Origin of the sequence: Gilliamella sp. WF3-4 (assembly GCF_001690275.1) — a bacterium.
GTDB classification, from domain to species: Bacteria; Pseudomonadota; Gammaproteobacteria; order Enterobacterales; family Orbaceae; genus Gilliamella; species Gilliamella apicola_C.
Genome location: NZ_LZGW01000056.1, coordinates 16909 through 41619, shown reverse-complemented (window position 1 = coordinate 41619; position 24711 = coordinate 16909). Strand labels below are relative to the sequence as shown.

Sequence of the window (24711 nt, the reverse complement as noted above, 5' to 3'; positions counted from 1 at the left end):
CTTATTCTTTTATAATTCCACGTGCTTTTAACAACGCAGATTTAAAATCTTCTTCATAATCTTTTTTTAGGCCTGGAATAGCTTCGCTCTTATCTGAGCCTCGCATTTTTAAATGATAAATTAAAACTTCGTCACTCAAGTGCTTTAATTCACCTTCAAACCCCGCTTCTTGACCCAATTTAGCTAAAAATTGTAATAGGTTAAGATCTGAATCACTTTCCCAAGCGGGTTGTAATAATTCCATTACTTCATCAATACGATGACATTTCATAATTAATACCTTTTTTAATCCTCAAAGTAATTGAAGATGATGATATAAAATTTAATTTACATATTAAAAACAGGCTGGTATATACTCAATTTCATGAATAATTGAGCTGCTGTGTTTAAAATATGTATGCTAAAACTTAAAACAACTTTGTTATATAGTAATGTTATTTTGTTTTTTGGCAATGCAAAAGAGAAATAATTTATGAAAAGTGTACCAATTACTGCAATTATTCTAGCAGGAGGGCAAAGCTTACGAATGAATGGTGATGATAAAGGATTACTGTTGTTAAACGGAAAACCACTTTACCAGCATGTCATTAACCATATCAAACCTCAAGTTGACTCAATTATGATTAACTGCAATCGTAATACTAATCAATATCGAAAAGCTCAATACCCAGTATTTAGCGATGATCTAACTGGCTATTTAGGGCCATTATCTGGCATTTACAGTGGGTTATTACGTAGTGAAACAGATTGGAATTTATTTGTTAGTTGTGATACCCCTTTCTTACCAGATGATTTAATCGCGCGTTTAGCAATACATACTTCAAACAGCGAAGCAATCTATCCGTGTGATGGTCAGTATAATCACCCAACTATTTTGCTTATTCATAAAGCAGTTATCCAAAAACTTAAATTGTATCTGGAACAAGGTAATCGTAAATTAATGTCATTTTTAGAACAAATTGATGCAAAATCCGTTGATTTTAATGATCAGACTTTTTGTTTTATTAATATCAATACGCCTGAAGAACTTAAACAAGCAAATAAAAAACTACTGAGATAGAAATAAGATAAGTATATCATCGGTATTAAGGCTATTTATCAATAGATAATATAGCCTTAATAATGGGGGCAGGTTATTTTATTTAAATAGGTTATTTATTTAAAGTAGCTCATATCAACGCCTAATCGCTATTTATTATGCCAACCATGTCTGAAATTGCTCAGCAAATAATTCTATTTCTTCATCTTGTGTGGACCATGAGGTGCAAAAACGTAAACCAATGTGTTTAGCATCAGTTTGTCCAAGATTATCTACGGCGTAATGAGCAAGAATTTTTTCAGCCAGTTGGATTGGGCAATTAACAAATAGCTGATTACTTTGTGGTTTGGCGATAAATGTTACCCCTGCTTTCTCAAATAGTGTTTTTAATTTATCAGCCATCTCATTACTGTGTTTCCCTAACTCAAAATAAAGATTATTTTGCATTAATGCTTTAATTTGTACAGCCACAACCCAGCTTTTGGCTAAAATTGCCCCTTTTTGCTTCATGCTAAAACGAAAATCTTGATTAATGGAAAGATTATTAAATATCACCGCTTCACCAGCAAAAGCCCCCACTTTAGTTCCACCAATATAAAATACATCAGTATATTTTGCTAAATCAGGAAAAGTAATATCATTATCTTTTGCCGTTAATGCCATCGCTAATCTTGCACCATCTAAATAAAGATAAAGGTGATTTTTTTGGCAAAATTGATATAGTTTTTTGAGTTCTTGCTTTGTATATACCGTACCGAGTTCTGTCGTATTTGAGATATAGACAAGTTTAGGTTGTACCATATGCTCATCGCAATGATGAGTTAAAACCGGCTTAATCAATTCTGGTGTCAGTTTCCCATCTTCCGTTTGCACTGTTAACACTTTATGCCCTGTCGCCTCAATAGCGCCAGTTTCATGCACATTAATATGCCCTGTATCAGTTGCAATAACCGCTTGATAAGGTCTTAATATATGTGAAATTACTGTTAAATTAGTAATGGTTCCTCCAGGCATAAAATGAATATCAGCCTTTGGTGATTTCAATTGTTTTTTTATGCTTTCTATTGCATGATCACAGATATCATCTAAACCATAACCACTCAATTTTTTATCAGCAATATCAATAAAATTTTTTAGTAAATGAGGGTGAACCGTTTGATTATAATCATTCAAAAAATCGTACATATAACGCTCCTTCTCCAACAGGCATTGTATAAATTAGTGTAATATTACCTAATCTTCAATATAGCACATTAGAGTAAAGAATCGATGAACAACCGGAAAATTATTGGGATTTGTGGTTATAGTGGTAACGGCAAAACAACTTTACTAAAAAAGATCATTGAATTATTCGTTGAACAAGGTTTTACTATTGGTTCATTAAAACATGCGCACCATAATATTGAGTTTGATATTCCTGGTAAAGATAGTTATGAATTGCGAAAAGCTGGATCTTTGCAAACAATTATTGCCTGTAATAATCGTTATGCAATGATTCAAGAAACACCGAATAAACCAGCAGATTTAATCACGCTCATTAATCAATTTAATGATGTTGATATTATATTGATTGAAGGATTTAAAGACGAAAATATTCCTAAAATCATTTGTCATCGTCTAGCAAATAAAAAGCCCCTCTATATAGATGAGTTTACAATAGCGATAGCCAGTGACGAACCATTAGATGTTTCTGTGCCTATTTTTGATATCAATCAACCAATTCAAATTGTTGATTTTATAAAAAGATATTTATTTAAACAATAATATATCGTATCTTATCTACCTTTTACTTTATATTATATAAAATTAGCATGATTCGTTTATTAAAAAAAATTCTAGCCATTGCCAAAAAGGTAATAATCGGACTAATGCTACTATCTGTTTTTTCAACTTTAGCTATGCGTTGGTGGAATCCTCCATATGGGTCTATGTTAATGATAGAACGTAAAGTCATGCATTGGAATATACCTCAACAACGAGTTTGGAAAGATTGGAATGAAATTTCGGACAATATTAAAATTGCCGTAATAGCCTCAGAAGATCAAAATTTTGCTGTGCATTGGGGATTTGATTTTAATGCTATTCGCATCGCCTTAGATCATAATCAAAATAGCAAAAAACTCAAAGGAGCTAGCACAATCACTCAGCAAGTTGCTAAAAATATCTTTTTATGGCCATCTCGTAGCTGGATTCGCAAAGGTGTTGAGTCTTGGTTTACATTGTGGATAGAACTATTTTGGCCCAAAAAACGTATACTGGAAATCTATTTAAATTGTGCTGAATGGGGAGAGGGTATTTTTGGTATTGAAGCCGCCGCTCAGCACTATTTTAATGTTAGTGCTAATCAGTTAACTGCAAAGCAAGCAAGTTTACTTGCAGCAATATTACCTAATCCAAGGCGTTGGAGTCCAACAATACCAAGTGAACGGGTACAAAAAAGAGCTAAATGGATTTATAACCAAATGAATAATTTGGGTAATAAAAATTATCTAAAAAAGCTAAAATAGCGTTTATTGTTAGATAAATGTCTTAATAAATTCAGGAACAATTTTACTTGCAGGCCCATAAATTTTTGTTTGGAATAAATTTTGTTTAAAGCTAGGCTCTAAATTCAGCTCAATGGTTTTAGCACCAGATTGATTTGCAATCTGAACAAACCCCGCTGCTGGATAAACATTTCCTGATGTACCTATTGAAATAAAATAATCTGCCTGTAACAGTGCGTCATGGATAGCATCCATTTGTAATGGAATCTCTCCAAACCAAACAATATGTGGGCGGATTAATGTATTTTGTGCATAATCGATATCTTTATTACAATCAATAATCTGCCCTGTTTTTTCATTACGAACTTTTAATAACTCACCATGCATGTGAATAATATTTTTTGATCCAGCTTGTTCATGCAAATTATCTACATTTTGTGTCACAATTAATACGTTATCAAAACCTAACTTTTGTTCTAGTTCTGCCAATGCAAAATGTGCAGCATTGGGTTTAACATTAGGATCTTGTAATTTATTACGCAACATATTATAAAATTGATGAACAGCAATCGGATCTCGAAGATATCCCTCATAGGTTGCAACATCATCTACATTATACCCTTCCCACAATCCATTTTGTGCACGGAACGTTGATAATCCAGATTCAGCTGAAATACCAGCGCCAGTTAAAATGACAATTTTAGGTGATTTCATAATTGTATATATACCTTCGCTATTTAATTATTTTGCTATAAATTAAACATCTATAGTGCTTATCGTGTGATTAAAAAATAATTAGGATTATTGCTTATATTCAGTTGTAAAAATCTGTAATGCTGGCTTATTTAGTTTTTGATATTGGCTATAAGCGCTTGCTACCTTTTGGCGAGTAACTTCTTTGGGATCAACTTTTAGCCAACTATCAATCATTGCATAAACGCTATATGCTTCAGGCGCCATTCGGTGCATAGTTAAAATCAGTGGTGTAATACCTAAACGAGATAGCGGTGGTGAAAAATATTGCTGACTTTTGCATGCAAATACTGCTGCATAACGCGATTTTTGTTTTGCCTGTTGCTCTTTTGAGAGTGTTTCCCATCGCCAGCTATCAGGTAAATATTTACGCCATGACCATTCCATTAACGAATCATGACCAATATAAACAACTAAATCAGCCTTGCCTCCAACAATAACTTTTTTATCACCAAACAAATAGGATTGCTCTTTTTTACCAGCAGCATAATCTAGAAAATCATTGACAGTATCATCTATATATTTACCATTATATGCTTGCGCTATGATATAAACATCTTGATTTTGATGTTTATAAATTATTTCTTCTAATATTTTATCATTGCTTGGCCGATTAATTTTTATAACTTGCCACTCTTTTTGTTTTGCAAAGTAGGTTTTAAAACCATAAGCGGCTCCCCAATAAAGATTACTTTTAGGATCTTGTCCATTACCTATAGCTTTTGGAACAGGAACAATCTTTTGGTATTTGTTATCACATAGTGCAACAAGAACATGGATAACTTTTGGTTTAGCTAAACATGAAAAAGAAAACATTAACCATATAATGGGTATAAAAAATAAGAAGGAAGTAATTTTCTTCATTAAAAAATCACATCTTTATTAATAATCAAAAATTAATCTTTCATACTATATCATTTTTTTTATTATAAAAATCCATAATATTATTTTATTTAATAAGTTATGTAAGATTAAATCTCAATACTTTATATGATCCTAGCCAAAATATTAAATAGTATCCGCCTTTACAATAGACTTAATGTATTAACCCGTACACCATAAGGTATAGCTTGCAGCAAAAGGATTCATGTTATTATTTCTTATCATTTTTTCAAAATAAAAACTTCAATAAAATCAATGGGTTTTCTGACTGGTTTTTATTATATTAAAACTTAATTTGAATGGACATACCGTATTGGTTGTCTCTATACGGTTTAAGATGACCTAATCATATGAATAATTTTGTTATATATTTTTTCAATCCAAACAATTGAGTAATGACAACATAATAAGCTTACTGGAAATATGGCGAAATTAAGGGTAATAGCTGATGGTATAAGTAGATAGATTATAATAATAGCTATATTCAGGGCTGATGATCTATAATAATTTCCCACAATGAATGGACAGGTAATCCATAAGATAAAACTTATTAAAATACCAACAATCATCCCACAAAAAACTAAACCTGATGATCGTTTTATTTAATATAAAGATTGAAATAATAATAAAACAGCAATAACACAAACCATAAAATAGTAAATAATAAGACGCAGGTGTGCCGTGTTTCCTGATAAAGTGATAACACTATCGATAGCTTAGTAATCCACCTATAAAATTAACCAACAATATAACAACTAGCTTAATCATTTTCATTGGTTGAGCCTTTTTTATCATCAATTTCTTTGACTTCTTTATCTAAACCCGAAGACTAAATATGAAGCTCTTGCTTCCCCCCTTTTTATTGATATCACAGCGGTGACATTTATCCATTTTGAAGGCGAGGATTAATATAACAAATAGTGTATTAACAATACACGTTTATGATAAGCTAACTCACTATAAAATAATTAAATTAAATAATTATATGAAAACAATAAGTTTAATTGAAGAGGTAAGTTGGGCAAGGACAAAAACTTATTAGCCAGTTATCAATCGAACGATTGTTAAATTATTAGGTGGTTATATTCTGCCAAAGATAAGAAATGAATGAATTGAGGTAATAAGATGAAAAAGTTTTCTATACTAATATTGTTAATGTTGTGCCCATTAGCCTCTTTTGCTAAAGGACCTAATTGTTATTCTTGGCCTATGAATATGACTTTGGCTTGGATGAAAAACGAGAACATAGTAGATATTCGAAAGTTAGATGAATCTAAAACCAAAATAACACAGTTGGTATCAGAAGAAATAAAAAAAGGGGTGTATACGCAAATATATAACTTTGTTTTTTATGATACACATGGTAATAGCTACCAAGTTATTACCAAAAGCCAAGCATCATATGAAGAATGTTCAATCAGTGATGTGAATAAATATCTAATATCCAAAAGTCAAGTTCATTAGTAGCTTATCTAATAATAGGCAAGTAAATTTGGCATTTTAGCGTGTTTTTAGTCAATGATAAAAATAATATAAGTTAAAAAAAAGAATAACTTAAGGTAATTATATGAAAAAGCTTTCTTTAGTAATATTGTTAATATTATGCCCAATGCTATCTTTTGCTAAAGGGCCAGATTGCCATACTCGCGCTTTGGATAAGGCTAAGGAGTGGTTGAAAAATAGTAATATAGTGGAGATTGAAAACTTGAATCAATCAAAATTGAGAATAACCCTTTTAGCATCTGAACACAAAAGTAAGGATTTATATACGCAAATTTACCATTTTGTTTTTTATGATAATAAAAATAAAGCTTATGAAGTTATCACCAAAAGTGAAACTTCTAATAAAGACTGCTCGATAGGTGAAGTTGATAGTTATTTAGTATCAAAACGCCAGATTGATTATTTTGATTAATGGATCAAATTGCCAAAGATTTCAAAAATTATTTAATGAATTGATACTGTAGCTTTACAAGTTAGCTACACAGAATAAAGAAAACAAAATTAAGGTTATAACATGAAAAAAATTATTTTAATTATTGGGCTAATATTACCAGCTATCTCTTTTGCTAAAGTGCCTAATTGCTCAAATCAGTTTATGAACGATGCACTAAGGCAAATGCAATATGCTGGTATCGTTGATATGGGAAATTTAGATCCGTCCAAAACCAAAGTCACCTTATTGGCATCAGAAAAGAAGAAAAATACAAATACTACAATAAAAAAACAGTATATATATACACAAGTTTATCATTTTGTTTTCTATGATGATGATGGTAACAGTTATCAAGCCATAACGAAAAATGACGCTGTAGAGGCTAATGAAAATGATATTTATGATTCTTGCTCTGCTGGATTGGGTGTAGTTTACTTTGTTTCAAAAACTGTTGAATAACTGTCCTTGTTACTTTACGAAAACAGCTAAGTAGTAGGTATAACCCTAATTTTCCTATATTTAAATGAAAAAGAAATTTTAAGTTATTGCGAGTTTTCTATTAAAAAGTTTTAGAAATAGGTTTCAGTATCAATTTAATAAGAAAATAATATTGAAGAGTATTGAAAGAAAACTAACGCTTAACATTTGGAACGCTAAAATTAAAAAGGTTACTCAGCAATTCTATCCAGTAACCTTTTTTGTGCACTACAACATAAAAAGCAAATTATTGGCCGACACGGCGAGTTAATTCAATAACACGAATTTTTGCTAATGCCTTAGATAGTTCGGCAGATGCTTGAGCAAATGACACATCATCACTTAGGTGATTAATATGTTCCTGCGCTTGCCTTACCGCTTCTTGCGCTCTTGCTTCATCTAAGTCTTCACCCCGAATAGCAGTATCTGCTAAGATGGTTACGATGTTAGGTTGAACTTCTAAAATACCACCAGACAGATAGATAAACTCTTCTTCGCCATTCGTTTTCACAATACCAACCATACCTGGTTTTATTGTTGTGAGTAAAGGTGTATGACCAGGATAGATCCCGAGCTCACCTTCTTGACCAGTTACTCTGATTCGCTGAACATCACCTGAAAATAGGTGAGATTCAGCACTAACAACTTCTAATTGATAGGAAGTTAGTGCCATATTACTATCTCCGTTAATACGATCTGCTCAATGAATCTCCTAGAGAGATTTTGCTTTCTCAATCGCTTCATCAATTGAACCAACCATATAGAACGCTTGTTCTGGTATATGGTCATAATCGCCTTTCATGATACCCGTAAATGCACTTATCGTATCTTTCAATGGTACATATTTACCTGGTGAACCAGTAAATACTTCTGCAACAAAGAATGGTTGAGATAAGAAGCGTTGAATCTTACGCGCACGAGCAACAATTAATTTATCTTCTTCTGATAACTCATCCATACCAAGAATCGCAATAATATCTTTTAATTCTTGATAACGTTGTAAAATCGACTGAACGCCACGGGCACAATCATAATGCTCTTGACCAACCACTAAAGGATCTAATTGACGGCTGGTTGAATCCAATGGATCCACCGCTGGATAGATACCTAATGAGGCGATTTGTCGGCTCAATACGATTGTTGCATCTAAGTGAGCAAATGTTGTTGCTGGTGATGGGTCAGTCAAGTCATCTGCTGGTACATATACAGCTTGGATTGACGTAATTGAGCCTGTTTTAGTTGAAGTGATACGCTCTTGTAATAAGCCCATTTCTTCAGCTAATGTCGGTTGATAACCTACTGCCGATGGCATACGACCTAATAACGCAGATACTTCGGTACCAGCTAAGGTATAACGATAAATATTATCGATGAATAATAATACATCTTTACCTTCATCGCGGAATTTTTCTGCCATGGTTAAACCAGTTAACGCAACGCGTAAACGGTTGCCTGGTGGCTCATTCATCTGACCATAAACTAACGATACTTTATCAAGCACGTTTGATTCTTTCATTTCGTGATAAAAGTCATTACCTTCACGAGTACGTTCACCTACACCTGTAAATACTGAGTAACCAGAATGTTCGATAGCGATGTTACGGATTAACTCCATCATATTAACGGTTTTACCCACACCAGCACCACCGAATAGACCCACTTTACCCCCTTTAGCAAATGGGCAAATTAAGTCGATAACTTTAATACCTGTTTCAAGTAATTCAGTTGAGTTCGCAAGTTCTTCATAAGTCGGTGCTGCACGGTGGATAGCCCAACGCTCTTCTTCCCCAATTGGGCCTGCTTTATCAACAGGATCACCAAGTACGTTCATGATACGCCCCAGTGTTTTAGTCCCCACTGGTACTTCAATGCCGTGACCAGTGTTTACCACTTTAAGTCCACGTCTTAAACCATCAGATGATCCCATCGCAATACAGCAAACAACACCACCACCTAATTGTTGTTGAACTTCCAGAACTAATTTTTCAGCGCCAGTTTCCACTTCTAATGCATCATATACCTTTGGTACTGCATCTTCGGGGAATTCGACATCAACCACCGCACCGATGATCTGGACAATCTTTCCAGTAGCCATTTTTAATCCTCTACGTCTTTTTCTTAACTATAAGCCAATATTTAGCACTAACCTGAAACCGCGGCTGCACCGGATACAATATCAATCAATTCATTAGTAATCGCACCTTGGCGCGCTTTGTTATACACAATTTGCAATTCATTAATTAGGTTTGCACCGTTATCTGTTGCCGCTTTCATGGCTACCATTCTTGCTGCTTGTTCACTCGCTAAATTATCAACCACTGCTTGATAGACTTGTGATTCAATATAGCGACGTAAAATCACATCTAATAGTGATTTAGCATCAGGCTCATAAATATAATCCCATGATGAAGCTTTGAGTTTGTCATCTTCTGAATGTGGTAATGGCAATAACTGCTGTATTGTCGGCTTTTGTGACATGGTATTAATAAATTTATTTGTTACAATATATAATTTATCAATCTTACCCTCGTCATAAGCCTCCAACATTGTTTTTACCGGACCAATTAAATCTGATAAAGTTGGCTCGTCTCCCAAGTTAGTGACTTGGGTTAAGATATTCGCTTTTACTGAAGAGAAAAACGACACACCTCGTGAACCAATTAAAGCTACATCTGCTTCGACACCTTTCTCCTGCCATGCTGACATGTCAGTAATAACCGCCTTGAAAAGGTTGATATTTAATCCACCACATAAACCACGATCGGTTGAAATGATAAGATAGCCAACTCGCTTTACATCCCTTTCTTCTAAATATGGATGTTTGGCGCCTATCTGAGCTAACGCTAAATGTCCAATTACTTCACGGATCATCTCTGCATATGGTCGGCTAGCTGCCATTCTATCTTGCGTTTTACGCATTTTAGAGTTGGCAACCATTTCCATCGCTTTAGTGATCTTTTGCGTACTTTGGATACTGGCAATTTTGGTTCTAATCTCTTTTGCATTAGCCATTTTTTACCCCACCCTTACCAAGTTTGAGTTGATTTAAAGCTTTCAAGTAATGCTTTTAGCTTACTTTCAATCTCATCATTGTAATTACCGGTCTCATCGATTTGTTTAACAAAATCGCCATATTGACTATGAGCATAAGCAAGTAGTGCGGTTTCAAATGGTAACACTTTAGCGAGTTCAACATCTTCTAAATAACCACGCTCAGCGGCATAAAGTACAATTGATTGCTCAGCAACAGTCATAGGAGCATATTGCTTTTGTTTGAGTAATTCTGTCACTTTTTCACCGTGGCTCAATTGATTTCTTGTTGCCTCATCTAAGTCAGAAGCAAACTGTGAGAACGCAGCTAATTCACGATATTGTGCAAGCGCAGTACGGATACCACCTGATAATTTTTTCATTATCTTAGTTTGCGCAGCACCACCAACACGAGAAACCGAAATACCTGGGTTAACCGCTGGGCGAATGCCTGAGTTAAATAGGCTAGTTTCAAGGAATATCTGACCATCAGTAATCGAAATTACGTTAGTTGGTACGAATGCCGAAACGTCACCAGCTTGCGTTTCAATAATTGGTAATGCCGTTAAAGAACCTGTTTTACCTTTAACTTCGCCTTTAGTGTACTCTTCAACATAGGCTTCGTTGACGCGCGCAGCACGTTCAAGTAAACGAGAGTGAAGATAAAATACATCACCTGGGTAAGCTTCACGTCCAGGTGGGCGACGAAGTAATAACGAAATTTGACGGTAAGCAACCGCTTGTTTAGATAAATCATCATAAACAATTAATGCATCTTGGCCTCGATCACGAAAGTATTCGCCCATTGCACAACCGGCATATGGCGCTAAATATTGTAATGCTGCTGATTCAGATGCAGAGGCAACAACAACAATCGTATTTTTTAATGCACCATGTTCTTCAAGTTTACGCACAACATTGGCAATAGTTGATTGTTTTTGGCCAATAGCGACATAGATACATTTTACGCCAGAGTCACGTTGATTGATGATCGCATCGACAGCAAGTGCTGTTTTACCTGTTTGACGGTCACCGATGATAAGTTCACGCTGACCTCGACCAATTGGAATCATTGAGTCAACGGCTTTATAGCCAGTTTGTAATGCTTGATCAACAGATTTACGATCGATAACACCTGGTGCAACAACTTCAACTGGTGAAAAGCCATCATGTTGAAGTGAACCTTTACCATCAATTGGCTCACCTAATGTGTTAATAACACGACCTAATAAACCTTCACCAACTGGTACTTGTAATATACGACCAGTACATTGGACTTTCATTCCTTCAGATAAATCTTCGTATGGTCCCATGACCACCGCACCGACAGAGTCTCTTTCAAGATTGAGAGCCATTGCATAGCGACCTCCTGGTAATGCAATCATTTCACCTTGCATTACATCAGTTAGTCCATGGATTCGAAGGATACCATCACTTACAGATATGATAGTTCCTTCATTGTGAGCATCACTCACAATATTGAACTGAGCTATCCGCTCTTTAATTAGTTCACTTATTTCAGTTGAATTTAGCTGCATTATCAGTCCCCTTAAGACTGTAGAGCGTCAGTTAAACGATTTAAACGCCCTCTGATACTACTATCAATAACCATATCGCCCGTACGAATAATAAAACCAGAAATGAGCGATTTATCTATGTGACATTTTAGTTTTACTTTTCGTGATAAACGTTTTTCGACAGCGACAGAAATCTTATTAAGTTGTTCATTGGTTAGCTCACTAGCAGAAATCACATCTACATCTGCTTGGGCATTTTTCTCTAAACAATATTGCTCAAACAAAGTTAGTACTTCGGGAAGAAGTGATAACCGTTTGTTTTCAGCCATAATCTTAATAAAGTTAGTGCTAAACTCATCTAACACATCTTTGCAGATATTGATGAGTAAATTAGCCACCGAATCGGCTTTCATGTCAGATGTTAAAACGCTCTTTATTTGAGCATCTTTACTTACTTCTGATGTTAACACTAGCATTTTATGCCATGATTCGATGCTGTTTTTTTCTACCGCAAACTCGAAAGCGGCTTTAGCATAAGGGCGAGCAATCGTAATTAAGTCAGCCATTGCTCATATCTCCTTATAGTTCAGCTACGAGTTTATCAATGATGTCGCTATTTGCGGCTTCATTAACAGAACGTTGAATAATTTTTTCTGCACCAGCAATAGCGAGTGTAGCGACTTGTTGTTTGAGCTCTTCTTTAGCTCGTTTGCGTTCGGCCTCTACTTCGGCAAGCCCTTGAGCAACAATTCGTTCTTTTTCACGAGAAGCTTCTTGCTTTGCTTCTTCAAGAATGGCTGCTTTGCGTTTGTTTGCTTGCTCAATAATTGCATTGGCCTCAACCTTAGCCTGTTGCATTATGTCAGATGTATTTGCTTTGGCTAATTCCAAATCTTTTTTTGCTGTTTCTGCTGAAGCAAGTCCTTCGGCTATCTCTTTTTGACGCTTTTCAATTGCGCCGATAACTGGAGGCCAAACAAACTTCATACAGAACCAAACAAACAATACAAATGTAATTGCTTGGCCGAGGAGCGTTGCGTTCATATTCATGACACGATTCCTCTTAAATTTTTATTAGCCAGCGACAGCAAAAATAACATAAAGCGCAATACCCACACAAATCATTGGGATCGCATCAACTAAGCCCATTACGATAAAGAATTGAGTACGTAACATAGGCATTAATTCTGGTTGGCGAGCAGCACCTTCTAAAAATTTGCCACCTAATAAACCAATACCAACTGCACCACCAATTGCAGCTAATCCCATCATTATACCTGCGGCTACAAATAACATACTAATATCCATTATATACTCCAGTTTATTATCAAAAAAATATTAAAATTAATGATCTTCCGTTGCCGACGCCATAGCTAAATAGACGATCGTCAACACCATAAAAATAAATGCTTGTAATGTAATAATTAAAATATGGAAGATGGCCCATGGTAATGACAATACCCACTGTGACCACCAAGGCAATAATGCAGCAATTAAGATGAAGATAAGTTCACCTGCGTACATATTTCCGAAAAGTCGAAGCCCTAAAGAAACAGGCTTAGCTAAAAGACTAACTAATTCAAGCACTAAATTAATCGGCGCAAATGCCCAGTGATTGAAAGGGTGAAGTGTATATTCTTTAATGAAACCACTAATCCCTTTATATTTAATAGAATAAATAATAATAAGGACAAAGACGCCTAAAGACATTGACATAGTGATGCTAACATCTGCTGTTGGAACAACCCTTAAATGTGATAGACCTAGGTATTGACCTGCATAAGGGAGAAAGTCAACCGGGATAAGATCCATAAAATTCATTAAGAAAACCCAAATAAACACTGTTAAAGCTAGCGGTGCAATGAGCTTATTTTGACCTGAGAACATATCTTTAACAGTATTGTTGACAAATTCAAAAATCATTTCAATAGCACATTGTAATTTACTAGGCACTCCACTAGTTGCTTTTTTAGCAACGCGGTGAAAGATCCATAAAAAGATTACACCAAGTAGAATTGAAAAGAATAGTGAGTCAAGGTTTAAGGTCCAAAAACCCGAACCTACTTGCAAGTTTTCAAGATGATGCTTGATGTAAGCTTGTGGTGAAGCTGGAGAGGAAACAGACATATAACCCTCTTACTTATTCCTAAAAATAAAGAATACTGCTTATTTACCTAGAAAGGTATAAGCAATCGTTGTAATAATTGAAGCCACTATTTTAAACCCAATTGCCTATATTAAGTCAACCTTTGATTAACGAAATTAAAAATTTAGACACTTTTTACTAATTTTGTGTAAATATGCGCAACTTCATCTATTATTTTAAACCAAAGATTGTTCAATCAATGGCTTAATTAATGGGCATAAATGAGGTTATTTTTAATTTTTAACTGCTATGGCAATAGTTTCTGCTAATTTTTGGGCTTCCATTTCATTGTTTCCCTCAACCATGACGCGAATCAGTGGTTCTGTACCTGATTTACGGATCAAAACTCGCCCATGATTGCCAAGCTGTTTTTCTGCTTTTTCAATAGCTGATTTTACAGCAGTACTATTTAGTGGATCTTCTTTGCCTGAAAAACGGATATTAATTAAGACTTGCGGTAGCATTGTCATGCCACTGCATAAATCAGCTAATGACATATCATTACGCACCATTGCCGCTAGTACTTGTAAGCCTGCAACGATACCATCACCCGTGGTGGTTTTATCTAATAATAACACATGGCCTGAATTTTCAGCACCTAAGCGCCAGTTTTTTTCTACTAATTTTTCAAGAACATAACGATCACCTACTTTGGCTCGAACAAAAGAAATTCCAAGATTTTTAAGTGCAATTTCAAGCCCCATATTGCTCATTAATGTGCCAACAACTCCACCTTTGAGTTGACCTTGCCTTAGTGCTTCGCGAGCAATAATGTAAATAATTTGATCACCATCAATTTTGCGTCCCTTATGATCAACCATGATGATACGATCGCCATCACCATCTAATGCAAAGCCTAAATCTGCTTTTTCATCAATAACACATTTAGCGAGAGCTTTAACGTCAGTTGCACCACAGTTTTCATTGATATTAACACCATCAGGTTCACAGCCAATTTTTATGACCTTAGCACCAAGTTCACGAAGCACTTTGGGTGCAATGTGATAAGTTGCGCCATTAGCGCAATCGACAACAATTTTTAATGTAGCTAGACTTAAATCATGATCGAATGTGCTCTTACAAAATTCGATATAGCGTCCCGCTGCATCGGTGATACGGCTTGCTCGACCAAGTTGTTTTGATTCTACGCAATCGATCTCTTTTTCAAGTTCAGCCTCGATTTCTAATTCAATTGCATCATCAAGTTTTTTTCCTTCGGCTGAAAAGAACTTAATACCATTATCATAAAAAGGGTTATGTGAAGCAGAAATGACCACTCCAGCATCAGCCCGAAAAGTGCGAGTTAAGTAGGCAATAGCGGGGGTTGGCATAGGGCCTGTAAAAGCTGCTGCAACGCCAGCGGAGGCAAAACCTGCTTCTAGTGCTGACTCAAGCATATAGCCTGAAATGCGGGTATCTTTACCGATTAATACTTTTTTAACACCATCTTTAGCAAGAACACGGCCTGCAGCCCAACCTAATTTAAGCGCAAAATCTGGCGTAATAGGATGCTGCCCAACTTTACCGCGAATCCCATCTGTACCAAAATATTTCCGATTAGACATTTTGTACCCTCATACTAATATTTGTTATGTTGGACAACATTTAATTAACAATACTTTACTTTAAAGTTGTATGTGATTTTTTTGATAACCGTATACCCCAAGTTGTAAAAAAACTCAATAAAATAGACGTTTCATTATAAAACTATTCTCGACTATCGTTGGCAAATTTTAATAATACTTGGCTCTCTTTGATAAAGCGTTCTGCATAATTGCCAAACCAGGCGGTGACTTCATTAAAATTCTCAATAAATTTAGTTTTATTACGTTGTTCAATTAATTTCACCATTTGCCCAAAGCGTTCATAATAGCGCTTGATTAATTCAATATTATCATCTGATGCCATAATAATATCGGCATAAAGAGCGGGATCTTGAGCAAACAACCGTCCAACCATCATCAGTTCAAGCCGATAGATAGGAGATGATAGTGCAATTAGTTGCTCTAAATCAGCCTGTTCACGTTGTAAATTTACGCCGTATGAAAAAGAGGTAAAATGGCGTAATGCTTGAATGAACGACATGCATTTATCATGCTCTTTGGCATCAATAGCGCATAAATTAGCACCCCATATACGCATTTGCTCAATTAACCATTGATATTTAGTCGGTTCGCGACCTTCACAATAAACGATAATTTGTTTGGCTAAATTAGGCACATCAGGGCCAAACATAGGATGCAATCCGACAACGGGTCCTTGATGCTTTTCTAGCATCGTTTCAAGTGGTTTAGCTTTGATAGAAGTAAAATCCGTTAAGATACAATCTTTTGGCAATTGCGGTAATTGTTTTATGATTTCACAAGTTTTATTTATTGGCACTGTGACAATAACCGCAGCAGCATCAGCAACTATTTCAGTAGCTTGATGCATAGTTTTAGAGCCTAACGTTTTAACTTGGTAGCCTGATAAGGTAAATAACCGAGCAAACAACCGCCCCATTTGTCCATTACCACCAACAATGACTATAGAACCTTGGCCTGTATAAACTTTTTTGAAACCTTTTTCATTTTCGCTAATATACGATTCACGCATCAAACGACGTAAAATATCTTCAATTAATGCGGGAGATATACCCGCATTTTCAGCTTCTTGTCGCCTTTTGTTTAGCATTTCTGCTTCACGTTTAGGATCATAAATAGGAATACCATGTTTACTTTTTACTTCACCAACTTCGGTAACTAATGCTAATCGTTTGGTAATTAATGATAAAATTGATTTATCAACTTCATCGATTTTATCGCGCAAGGCAGTTAATTCCGTAGACATATTCGGCTATTCCTTTTATCACAAATGACAACTCTTTATGTAATAGCTTAACAGTATAACGTATTTTTGGTAGGATGGGGCAACTACAACATTAAATGTAACACAATAAAATAATCATGAAAGTTATCTCTTTTAATATTAACAGCCTTCGAGCCCGAATTCATCAGCTGGCGGCAATTATTGATACCCACCAACCAGATATTATTGGTCTTCAAGAAACCAAAGTACATAATGACCAATTTCCCGTTGAAGAGCTTGCTCAGTTTGGTTATCACTTACATTATCACGGGCAAAAAAGCCACTATGGTGTGGCATTGTTAACTAAACAAAAACCCATTTCAGTACAATGTGGTTTTCCAACCGATAACGAAGACGCACAATGCCGTTTGATTATTGCTGAGTTACCAACTAGCCAAGGCAATTTAATGGTAATTAATGGTTATTTTCCGCAAGGTGAAAGTTTACATCATGAAATAAAATATCCTGCCAAGCGTAAATTTTATCAAGATTTAATAACTTATATCGAACAGCAGCAATTAAATAGCCAATTATCATTAATAATGGGGGATATGAATATTTGCCCAACCGATTTAGATATAGGTCTTACCGAAGAAAACCGAAAACGTTGGTTACGTACAGGTAAATGTTCATTTTTGCCCGAAGAGCGTGAATGGATAAACGATTTAATGTCACTTGGTTTTACTGATACTTACCGTAATGCTTATCCAAAAGAAAAAACATATTCTTGGTTTGATTATCGTTCTAAAGGTTTTGATACCCATACAGGGCTACGCATCGATTTGATTTTAGCTAGCAAAAAAATGATGAATTACTACCTGCAAACAGGTATTGATTATGATATCAGAGCGATGGAAAAACCATCTGATCATGCACCAATTTGGGCTCAATTTGATTTATCATAACCATAGATATAGTTACCATAAGGATAATAGTATGCAAGGTAGTTCAATTTTATCGATTAAAGATCTCAATCAAATGGTGAAAGAGTTGCTTTGTGATGCTATTGGTCAGATTTGGCTTATGGGCGAAATCTCAAACTTTTCTCGTCCATCGTCAGGCCATTGGTATTTCTCATTAAAAGACGACAGTGCACAGGTGCGCTGTGCAATGTTTCGCAATAGTAATTTACGTGCTGGCTTTACACCACAAAATGGACAGCAAGTTTTAGTTCGAGCAACAGTTACATTGTATGAAGCTCGTGGTGAGTATCAATTAGTTATTGATAAAATTCAACCCGCAGGAGCAGGATTACTACAGCAAAAGTTTGAGCAGTTAAAACAAAAACTGTCAGACGAAGGTTTATTTGATCCCATGTATAAACAGCCACTTCCTGAAAATATTCGTACTGTTGGCATTATCACTTCATCAACGGGTGCTGCGCTACATGATATTTGCCAAATATTAAAGCGTCGTGATCCTAGCTTACATTTAATCATCTACCCAACTCAAGTACAAGGCAATGAGGCAGCGGGACAAATTGCTAAGATGATTCAAATTGCCAATATTCGGCAAGAATGTGATGTGTTAATTATTGGGCGAGGCGGAGGTTCGCTTGAAGACTTATGGTCATTTAATGAAGAAATAGTAGCAAGAGCCCTTTTTTCAAGCAAAATACCGACGGTTAGTGCGGTTGGACATGAAATTGATTTTACCATTGCAGATTTTGTTGCTGATGTCAGAGCGGCTACACCATCTGCTGCTGCCGAGTTAGTAAGTCATGATAATTTAGATCAGATAAAACGTATTCAAGCAAAAGAACAGCATTTATCCATGGCAATGGATTATTATTTAATGCAGTGTCGAGCAAGACTCAATAAATGGCGACATCAATTACAAACTCAACATCCACAAACAAAGCTAGAAAAACAATTAAATCAACTTCTAGCTTATCGCCATTCATTATCTGAAAATATTCAGCAATATTTACTCAGACTATCAAATCGCTATAATTTTTTGGATAAGCGATTATTACGTGTATCACCACAAAATAATATTACCTATTTACAACAAGTAGTTGAACAAAAACAGCAAAGACTTATTAATTTAATTAAACAAAAGTTAACAAAATCACAACATCAATTCGTTTTACAAACCTCTCAACTTAACAATGTTAGTCCGCTAGCTACGCTTGAGCGAGGTTATTCAGTCACCACCGACCAAAACAATGCAGTGGTTCGTCGTTCTGAGCAAGTCACGGTGGGCGACATTATCGTAACAAGACTGAAAAAAGGTAAACTTGTTAGCCAAATTACCAAAATCAATAAATAAAATAATTATATTTAAAGATGATAGATAAACCTATTTTACTCATTTTTAGTATCATTTTTGCAATTCTGGTGATCGCTAGTATATAATCTAAACAATAAGGAATTATTATATTATTTAGAGAGTTTATGCATTATCCAATCGGTATTGATTTAGGTACTACCAATAGTTTAATTTGTGTTTGGCAAAATGGTCAGCCGACACTTATTCCCAACTCAATAGGCGAAGTTGTTACACCTTCGGCAGTCAGCCTTGATGAAGATAATTCGATTTTAGTTGGTCACGCAGCTTTATCTCGTTTAACCACTCATCCTAGTCGTAGTGTGGCGGCATTTAAACGTTTTTTAGGATCAAATAAAGTTTTTGAATTAGGTGATCAAAAATTTACACCAACTGAGCTTTCAGCATTAGTTTTAAAATCACTAAAGGCTGATGCTGAGACTTTTCTACAACAAGAAATTCATGATGTCGTCATATCTGTTCCAGCTTATTTTAATGACGAACAGCGTAAACAGACCCGCTTTGCTGCCGAGCTTGCTGGACTAAATGCAGTGCGTTTAATTAATGAGCCAACAGCGGCCTCAATGGCGTATGGATTACATGAAGAACAGTCTGGTAACACTTTAGTTTTTGACTTAGGTGGCGGCACGTTTGATGTGACTGTACTAGAATATGCCATGCCGATAATTGAGGTGCATGCATCAGCAGGTGATAATTACTTAGGTGGTGAAGATTTTACGGATGAAATTGTCAAAGCATGCTTAAGAGAATGGAAACTTAAACAACCAGATATCCCAGTTGATGATTATGCGCGTTTATTAGATTTAGCTGAACAACTAAAATGTAAGCTAAGTGGTGAACAAACGCACACTTTGACTTGGTTTTGGCAAGACAAACCATGGCAATTTGCATTAAACGAAGTAAAAGCAAAATCAATTTGGTTATCATTACTTAATCGATTACGTGCCCCAGTTGAACAGGCTTTAAGTGATGCTCGCTTAAAACCTAATGAACTTGAACATATTGTTTTAGTCGGTGGTTCATCACAATTGGGTGTAGTTCGAGAGCTAGTGACAAAATTATTTGCAAAACTACCTTATCGCCACATAAATCCGACAACAATCGTGGCACAAGGTGCCGCAGTTCAAGCAGCTTGTCGATTGCGAAATGCTGATGTTGAAGAAGTTATTTTAACTGATGTATGCCCTTATACACTAGGGATCGAAAGTTGTTCAAATAATGTCAGTGGGTTATTTTCCCCCATTATTGAACGTAATACCATTGTGCCAACTTCGAAAGTAAAAACATTTTACACAACTTACCCTCAACAAAAAGTAATATGTATTTCGGTTTATCAAGGTGAAAATCCACGCGTTGAAAATAATGTTTTTATTGATGAGTTTGAAGTGCCTCTAACGCCAATGGAAAGAACACAAGGAATTGATGTCCGCTTTAGTTATGATCTAAATGGCTTATTAGAAGTTGATGTGGTTTTGCTTGAAACAGGCAAGCAACATGGTAAAGTGATTGATCAAAGTCCGATAGGTTTAACCGACAAACAAAAGCAAGAAAGTCATGAACGCTTAAAAGCACTTAAAATTCACCCTCGCGACGAAATGCCGAATCGTACTTTATTAGCAAGGCTGGAACGTGCATGGGCACAATCATTGGGGAATGAACGGCTATTAATTGGATCATATATCGAAGTTTTTATGGAAGTACTAAATAGACAAAATTCTGAAGAAATTAACGAAATTCGTGGTGAAATTGAATCTAATCTACAAGATCTGAATCGATAACAAATAAAGATATTTAAAAATATTATCAATCCCCTTTATGATAAATATAAAAGGGGATTTTTTACGCGGCTTACTTTTTCTTGATAGCCTCTTCTACTGGCGGTCCAAAACGGTTAGTATGTTTGATGTAAGAAACCCAAAATGGCGCCAAAAATAATGAAAAAACCAGTATTTTAGCCACAAAAGCACTGAAAGGTTCTCCTCTATCGATATCATTAAAACGTCGTTTTAATGCAAAAAACGAGTTGGTTACAACAACAAAATAACAAATCATAGATAAAGTAGGACTATTCAACTCAAAATTATTGTTAAGTACGACCATCAATCCTAACACTATGAAGTTACAACATAATTGTATAATAAAACCTTTTATATTAGTTCGTCCTTTCCAACGCCAAAACTGCCACCATTTATTTTTAGGTAATGGCTGTGATTCCAGCTTTTGTCGATTTTCACGATGTTTTGCTATAAGCAATGACGCACAAAGCCGTAAGACTAAATCTTTGTCACTGCTATTTTTAAACTCGTCTAACATTTCTAGATCATAGTTATCACATATACCGTAATAATTAGACAAACAACGTTTGGCAATTGTCATTATTTTAGCAACTTGTTTGTTATAACTGTCTTTTTTTGGGCTATCAAAAGATGGTGCGTTCCAATTATCTTGCAGATTTTTGGCTATTTTTATTAACTCTTTATTATCACCTGTAATATCTTGTAAAATTGTATCTAATTTATTTTTTTGCTCAGGTTTATTTAATACAATTATATATAACAGCATTAAATAAATTGGATTTCGATTCGCCAGTTTTTGTGTCCATATTTGCTCCAGTTTTTGCTCAATATCGTCAAAATCAATAAGGTGAGGCGCATCAATAAACCATTCAATTGAATTTGGATAATTAATTAAAACATTATTAATTAGCCCACTATCATTATTAATTAGGTTATACAGCTCGGTTTCATTTTGCCAGTTGCCATGCTTAAATATCGCTATTAATGGTTTAAATGGGTTATTTTCATCAATAATAAAAGTATTATTTTCTTGCCGAAGATATTTTGCAGTTTCTATTGGTTCATAAGAAATTGCAATTACTAATAAATAACAACGATACCATTGCCAATAAGCTTCTTTCTTATTAGCAATAACCGAAGGATCTGGAGATTTTGGTAGTTGATAATAATTATTAAATTTTAAAAACGTAACCCAGTCAAACATTTCCATATTTGGATAAGAAAAACTTTGATATAAATGTGATTTAGCAATATCAGGAATATCGCTGAATCTATCTAGCCATAAACGAGCATATACAGCTAGCTTACCATTCTCGTCGGGATCGAATTGAGGTGGAAGTTGAGCATTTTCATTATTATCAAATAACCATGTTTTAAATTCTTGCACGGGTGAAAGTTCTGCAAGCCATGCAAGATGTTGTCGTGCTTGGCGTTGTAAATGTTGTAAAATAAATTGTTCAAATGGATCATCGCTTTGATCGTCTAAAATTTCTTGTAATAATATTTCATTGCCGTGACGCAACATAATGGCATGCCGGTATAAACGATATAATCGATTATTGCCGTCATCCAGTAACAATATTGGTATGACTTGTTTGTAATTCCAGCTTATATCTAAAGCCCAATTAACAAAATCGATAATTTCTTTTGGATACTCATCAATATTCTCTAATGAGGCTAATCGTGATGTTGTAGTTACCGTTATTTGCGGAATAGTATACAAATAATTTTCTGTTTTATCGGCAGCGACACAATAACTATTATTTAGCGCCATAACTAATAATGGGAAGTGATTTTTTTCAAAATAAGCACACCAACCTGCTATCCAGCTTTCTGCTTTTTGTTGATAATGACCTGAATAATACAATTCTAACCAAGCCCGTAAGGCATTTTGTTTATCTTCAAGCAAAGTATATTGGATGGCAGCAATATATTTCCACTCGATAGTCATATTTTCGTCTTGATCGCCTTCGGCAATGCATTTTAAAGCGTAATCCAAAATAGATTGATTTTTTAGGCTTGCAGCACTGTGCCAATGAGCAAATTCGAGCATAAATTTTTTATCATTAGGAAGGTAAATAACGGTATCTTGGCATAAAAATTCATAAACGTCTTCCGAACTACTTTCCCAAAATAACCATTTGGCATTATATATATAATCGATAGTTGCATTTTGTAGTGTTTTATTTGTTGCTGGTAAGCATGTGTAATCAAATAAATCACCACGATCAATGTGATTTAAATAATTATCATATTTTTCAAGTTCATCAGTGTATTGTGTCATGAGTTGCTGACGCCAGCGCAAATTATCGGCTAAAACTTTGACACATGATTCAGAGATATTTGTTGTTTCGTAACTTAATTCTAATAGTCGCCATTTTACCGAATCAATAACCTCCATTGGATAGTCATAGAATGAACCGATAAATTTTTGCCACTCATCAATGTTATAGCATCGCAGTGGATCTTCTAACAGGGCTTGATAAGCATCGTAAATTTCATTCGCTTTAATTTGTTCTTTTGTTAGTTGTGGCGTTGATTTTTCTGAATTCTGTGTAGTTTCATCAATAGCTGTTTCGGGCGATTTGGCATAATTCATTGCCAATTCATACGCTTTGCGCAGAGCTTTAAATCCATCGGGATCTGTTTCAGGATGATATAATGGTAACTTTACACGATATGCTTGACGAATAACCGTGGTATCTGTTGTTTTTTCGATGCCCAATAATTGCCAAAAATTTGTATTCATGACCAATCATACTCCGCTAATGATTCTGGTTTTTCTAGTTTGTCGATTTCAGTATACCAAGGTAGGCGATTACAAGGTGAATCCTTATCGCTAATTAATATTTTCATGGTATGTGTTTGTGATGCTCGGGTTAATTCACAACGTAATGCCTCCAGATCTTCTTTATTATTGAGCGTTTCCCAATATTGAAATCCAATCGCCCAACCAGCACAGTAATGGTGCCAAGATCTATAAAAATATTGAGAACGAGCGGCAATTCTTGAAAAAATCCATAGCGCTTCTTCTTCGCTAATATATTTATTAGTTGTGCCATTGCGTAGCAAATATCCCATACGGGCATAATCCCAACTACGAATGCCACCATAGCCACATACACAAAAAGTTTGTTCAACAAACGCCAGTAATACTTTTTGATAATCATCTTGTGCTTGGCAATAATCACGCCATTCTGATTCAGAAAATCGAGAGTACACTGAATAATATCGAGATAATATTGGTGCATGCCCATCATCAACCATATTAAACACACAGTTTAGTAATGCTTGGCGAGAGTCTATTCCCCAATCATCCTCCATATCAACAAATGTTCTGTCAGGAAAAAAAGATGGCGAAGTGTAACTTGCACCATGTCTCTTATTTAAAGCAACCATCGGTGCAGATAAACCATATAGCCAATCGACACAATCTTGATTCATATTTTTATTCCAATCATCTGATTTATTTTATTTATTATACAAAGATAGCAGATTTCACACTAAAATAAC

Annotated in this window: 25 protein-coding genes; 9 read left to right on the top strand and 16 right to left on the bottom strand. The window is 35.1% G+C overall.

The features are described 5' to 3' along the window. Position 1 precedes the first annotated feature (1 nt). Positions 2-271: a YihD family protein gene (locus A9G47_RS12455; RefSeq protein WP_065643038.1), complete on the bottom strand. Its 270-nt coding sequence runs from the start codon at positions 269-271 to the stop codon at positions 2-4. Positions 272-472: 201 nt separating this feature from the next. On the opposite strand from A9G47_RS12455, the gene mobA reads away from it, so the two are divergent. Next, complete coding sequence (mobA, locus tag A9G47_RS12450; protein ID WP_065643037.1) at positions 473-1060, top strand: molybdenum cofactor guanylyltransferase MobA; 588 nt, start codon at positions 473-475, stop codon at positions 1058-1060. Between the two features lie 135 nt (positions 1061-1195). Here mobA and A9G47_RS12445 read toward each other — a convergent pair whose 3' ends face one another. After that, the gene (locus tag A9G47_RS12445; RefSeq protein WP_065643036.1) at positions 1196-2224 is read right to left on the bottom strand and encodes a threonine aldolase family protein; all 1029 of its coding nucleotides are present in this window, start codon (positions 2222-2224) and stop codon (positions 1196-1198) included. An 84-nt stretch (positions 2225-2308) separates the two neighbouring features. Between A9G47_RS12445 and mobB the strand changes: the two genes are divergently transcribed. Both mobB and mtgA read left to right on the top strand, forming a co-directional pair. Then, a complete protein-coding gene (mobB, locus tag A9G47_RS12440; RefSeq protein ID WP_065643035.1) occupies positions 2309-2803 on the top strand; it encodes a molybdopterin-guanine dinucleotide biosynthesis protein B in 495 nt (164 codons plus the stop codon). A 47-nt stretch (positions 2804-2850) separates the two neighbouring features. Next, the gene (mtgA, locus tag A9G47_RS12435) at positions 2851-3546 is read left to right on the top strand and encodes a monofunctional biosynthetic peptidoglycan transglycosylase (protein WP_065579505.1); all 696 of its coding nucleotides are present in this window, start codon (positions 2851-2853) and stop codon (positions 3544-3546) included. Positions 3547-3555: 9 nt separating this feature from the next. Here the strand turns inward: mtgA and cobB are convergent, their stop codons facing one another. Then, positions 3556-4239, bottom strand: a complete 684-nt coding sequence (gene cobB, locus A9G47_RS12430; RefSeq protein ID WP_065643034.1) for a Sir2 family NAD+-dependent deacetylase — start codon at positions 4237-4239, stop codon at positions 3556-3558. Between the two features lie 87 nt (positions 4240-4326). Beyond that, positions 4327-5142, bottom strand: coding sequence for a hypothetical protein (locus A9G47_RS12425; RefSeq protein WP_141674865.1), 816 nt, complete (start codon positions 5140-5142; stop codon positions 4327-4329). A 1143-nt stretch (positions 5143-6285) separates the two neighbouring features. Between A9G47_RS12425 and A9G47_RS12420 the strand changes: the two genes are divergently transcribed. The 3 genes from A9G47_RS12420 (at position 6286) to A9G47_RS12410 (ending at position 7555) form a co-directional block, all read left to right on the top strand. Then, a complete protein-coding gene (locus A9G47_RS12420) occupies positions 6286-6624 on the top strand; it encodes a hypothetical protein (RefSeq protein ID WP_065568362.1) in 339 nt (112 codons plus the stop codon). A gap of 103 nt (positions 6625-6727) precedes the next feature. After that, positions 6728-7075 carry a hypothetical protein gene (locus tag A9G47_RS12415; RefSeq protein ID WP_065568361.1) on the top strand — a complete coding sequence of 116 codons (348 nt, stop codon included), beginning with the start codon at positions 6728-6730 and terminating at the stop codon, positions 7073-7075. Between the two features lie 102 nt (positions 7076-7177). Next, positions 7178-7555: a hypothetical protein gene (locus A9G47_RS12410; protein WP_065643032.1), complete on the top strand. Its 378-nt coding sequence runs from the start codon at positions 7178-7180 to the stop codon at positions 7553-7555. A 265-nt stretch (positions 7556-7820) separates the two neighbouring features. On the opposite strand, the gene A9G47_RS12405 is transcribed toward A9G47_RS12410, so the two are convergent. The 10 genes from A9G47_RS12405 to tyrA form a co-directional block, all read right to left on the bottom strand. Beyond that, positions 7821-8246, bottom strand: a complete 426-nt coding sequence (locus A9G47_RS12405) for a F0F1 ATP synthase subunit epsilon (protein ID WP_065568359.1) — start codon at positions 8244-8246, stop codon at positions 7821-7823. Positions 8247-8285: 39 nt separating this feature from the next. After that, positions 8286-9668, bottom strand: a complete 1383-nt coding sequence (gene atpD, locus A9G47_RS12400; protein WP_065568358.1) for a F0F1 ATP synthase subunit beta — start codon at positions 9666-9668, stop codon at positions 8286-8288. 47 nt (positions 9669-9715) lie between these two features. Continuing rightward, positions 9716-10585, bottom strand: coding sequence for a F0F1 ATP synthase subunit gamma (atpG, locus tag A9G47_RS12395; protein WP_065568357.1), 870 nt, complete (start codon positions 10583-10585; stop codon positions 9716-9718). A gap of 14 nt (positions 10586-10599) precedes the next feature. Continuing rightward, positions 10600-12141 (bottom strand): F0F1 ATP synthase subunit alpha, encoded by a 1542-nt coding sequence (gene atpA / locus A9G47_RS12390; protein ID WP_065568356.1) that lies wholly within the window; start codon positions 12139-12141, stop codon positions 10600-10602. An 11-nt stretch (positions 12142-12152) separates the two neighbouring features. Further along, positions 12153-12686: a F0F1 ATP synthase subunit delta gene (gene atpH, locus A9G47_RS12385; RefSeq protein ID WP_065568355.1), complete on the bottom strand. Its 534-nt coding sequence runs from the start codon at positions 12684-12686 to the stop codon at positions 12153-12155. Positions 12687-12699: 13 nt separating this feature from the next. Next, positions 12700-13170, bottom strand: coding sequence for a F0F1 ATP synthase subunit B (atpF, locus tag A9G47_RS12380; RefSeq protein ID WP_065568354.1), 471 nt, complete (start codon positions 13168-13170; stop codon positions 12700-12702). 24 nt (positions 13171-13194) lie between these two features. Then, positions 13195-13428, bottom strand: a complete 234-nt coding sequence (gene atpE / locus A9G47_RS12375; RefSeq protein WP_442902731.1) for a F0F1 ATP synthase subunit C — start codon at positions 13426-13428, stop codon at positions 13195-13197. A 36-nt stretch (positions 13429-13464) separates the two neighbouring features. Next, complete coding sequence (gene atpB / locus A9G47_RS12370) at positions 13465-14247, bottom strand: F0F1 ATP synthase subunit A (protein ID WP_065568352.1); 783 nt, start codon at positions 14245-14247, stop codon at positions 13465-13467. Between the two features lie 252 nt (positions 14248-14499). Next, positions 14500-15831, bottom strand: coding sequence for a phosphoglucosamine mutase (glmM, locus tag A9G47_RS12365; RefSeq protein ID WP_065568351.1), 1332 nt, complete (start codon positions 15829-15831; stop codon positions 14500-14502). Between the two features lie 142 nt (positions 15832-15973). Next, complete coding sequence (gene tyrA, locus A9G47_RS12360) at positions 15974-17095, bottom strand: bifunctional chorismate mutase/prephenate dehydrogenase (RefSeq protein WP_065643031.1); 1122 nt, start codon at positions 17093-17095, stop codon at positions 15974-15976. A 116-nt stretch (positions 17096-17211) separates the two neighbouring features. Here tyrA and xthA point away from each other — a divergent pair, with 116 nt between their 5' ends. The 3 genes from xthA to A9G47_RS12345 all read left to right on the top strand — a co-directional run bounded on the left by xthA (position 17212) and on the right by A9G47_RS12345 (position 21180). After that, on the top strand, positions 17212-18018 hold the full coding sequence (gene xthA, locus A9G47_RS12355) for an exodeoxyribonuclease III (protein ID WP_065579512.1): 807 nt from the start codon (positions 17212-17214) through the stop codon (positions 18016-18018). A 31-nt stretch (positions 18019-18049) separates the two neighbouring features. Next, positions 18050-19384 carry an exodeoxyribonuclease VII large subunit gene (gene xseA / locus A9G47_RS12350; protein ID WP_065579513.1) on the top strand — a complete coding sequence of 445 codons (1335 nt, stop codon included), beginning with the start codon at positions 18050-18052 and terminating at the stop codon, positions 19382-19384. 125 nt (positions 19385-19509) lie between these two features. Continuing rightward, complete coding sequence (locus tag A9G47_RS12345; RefSeq protein WP_065643030.1) at positions 19510-21180, top strand: Hsp70 family protein; 1671 nt, start codon at positions 19510-19512, stop codon at positions 21178-21180. Between the two features lie 70 nt (positions 21181-21250). Here the strand turns inward: A9G47_RS12345 and A9G47_RS12340 are convergent, their stop codons facing one another. Both A9G47_RS12340 and A9G47_RS12335 read right to left on the bottom strand, forming a co-directional pair. After that, positions 21251-23947 carry a J domain-containing protein gene (locus A9G47_RS12340; protein ID WP_065643029.1) on the bottom strand — a complete coding sequence of 899 codons (2697 nt, stop codon included), beginning with the start codon at positions 23945-23947 and terminating at the stop codon, positions 21251-21253. Continuing rightward, entirely contained in the window at positions 23944-24642 is a 699-nt protein-coding gene (locus A9G47_RS12335) for a DUF1266 domain-containing protein (RefSeq protein WP_065579516.1), read from the bottom strand. Before A9G47_RS12335 ends, A9G47_RS12340 begins: the two co-directional genes overlap by 4 nt. Positions 24643-24711: the final 69 nt, after the last annotated feature.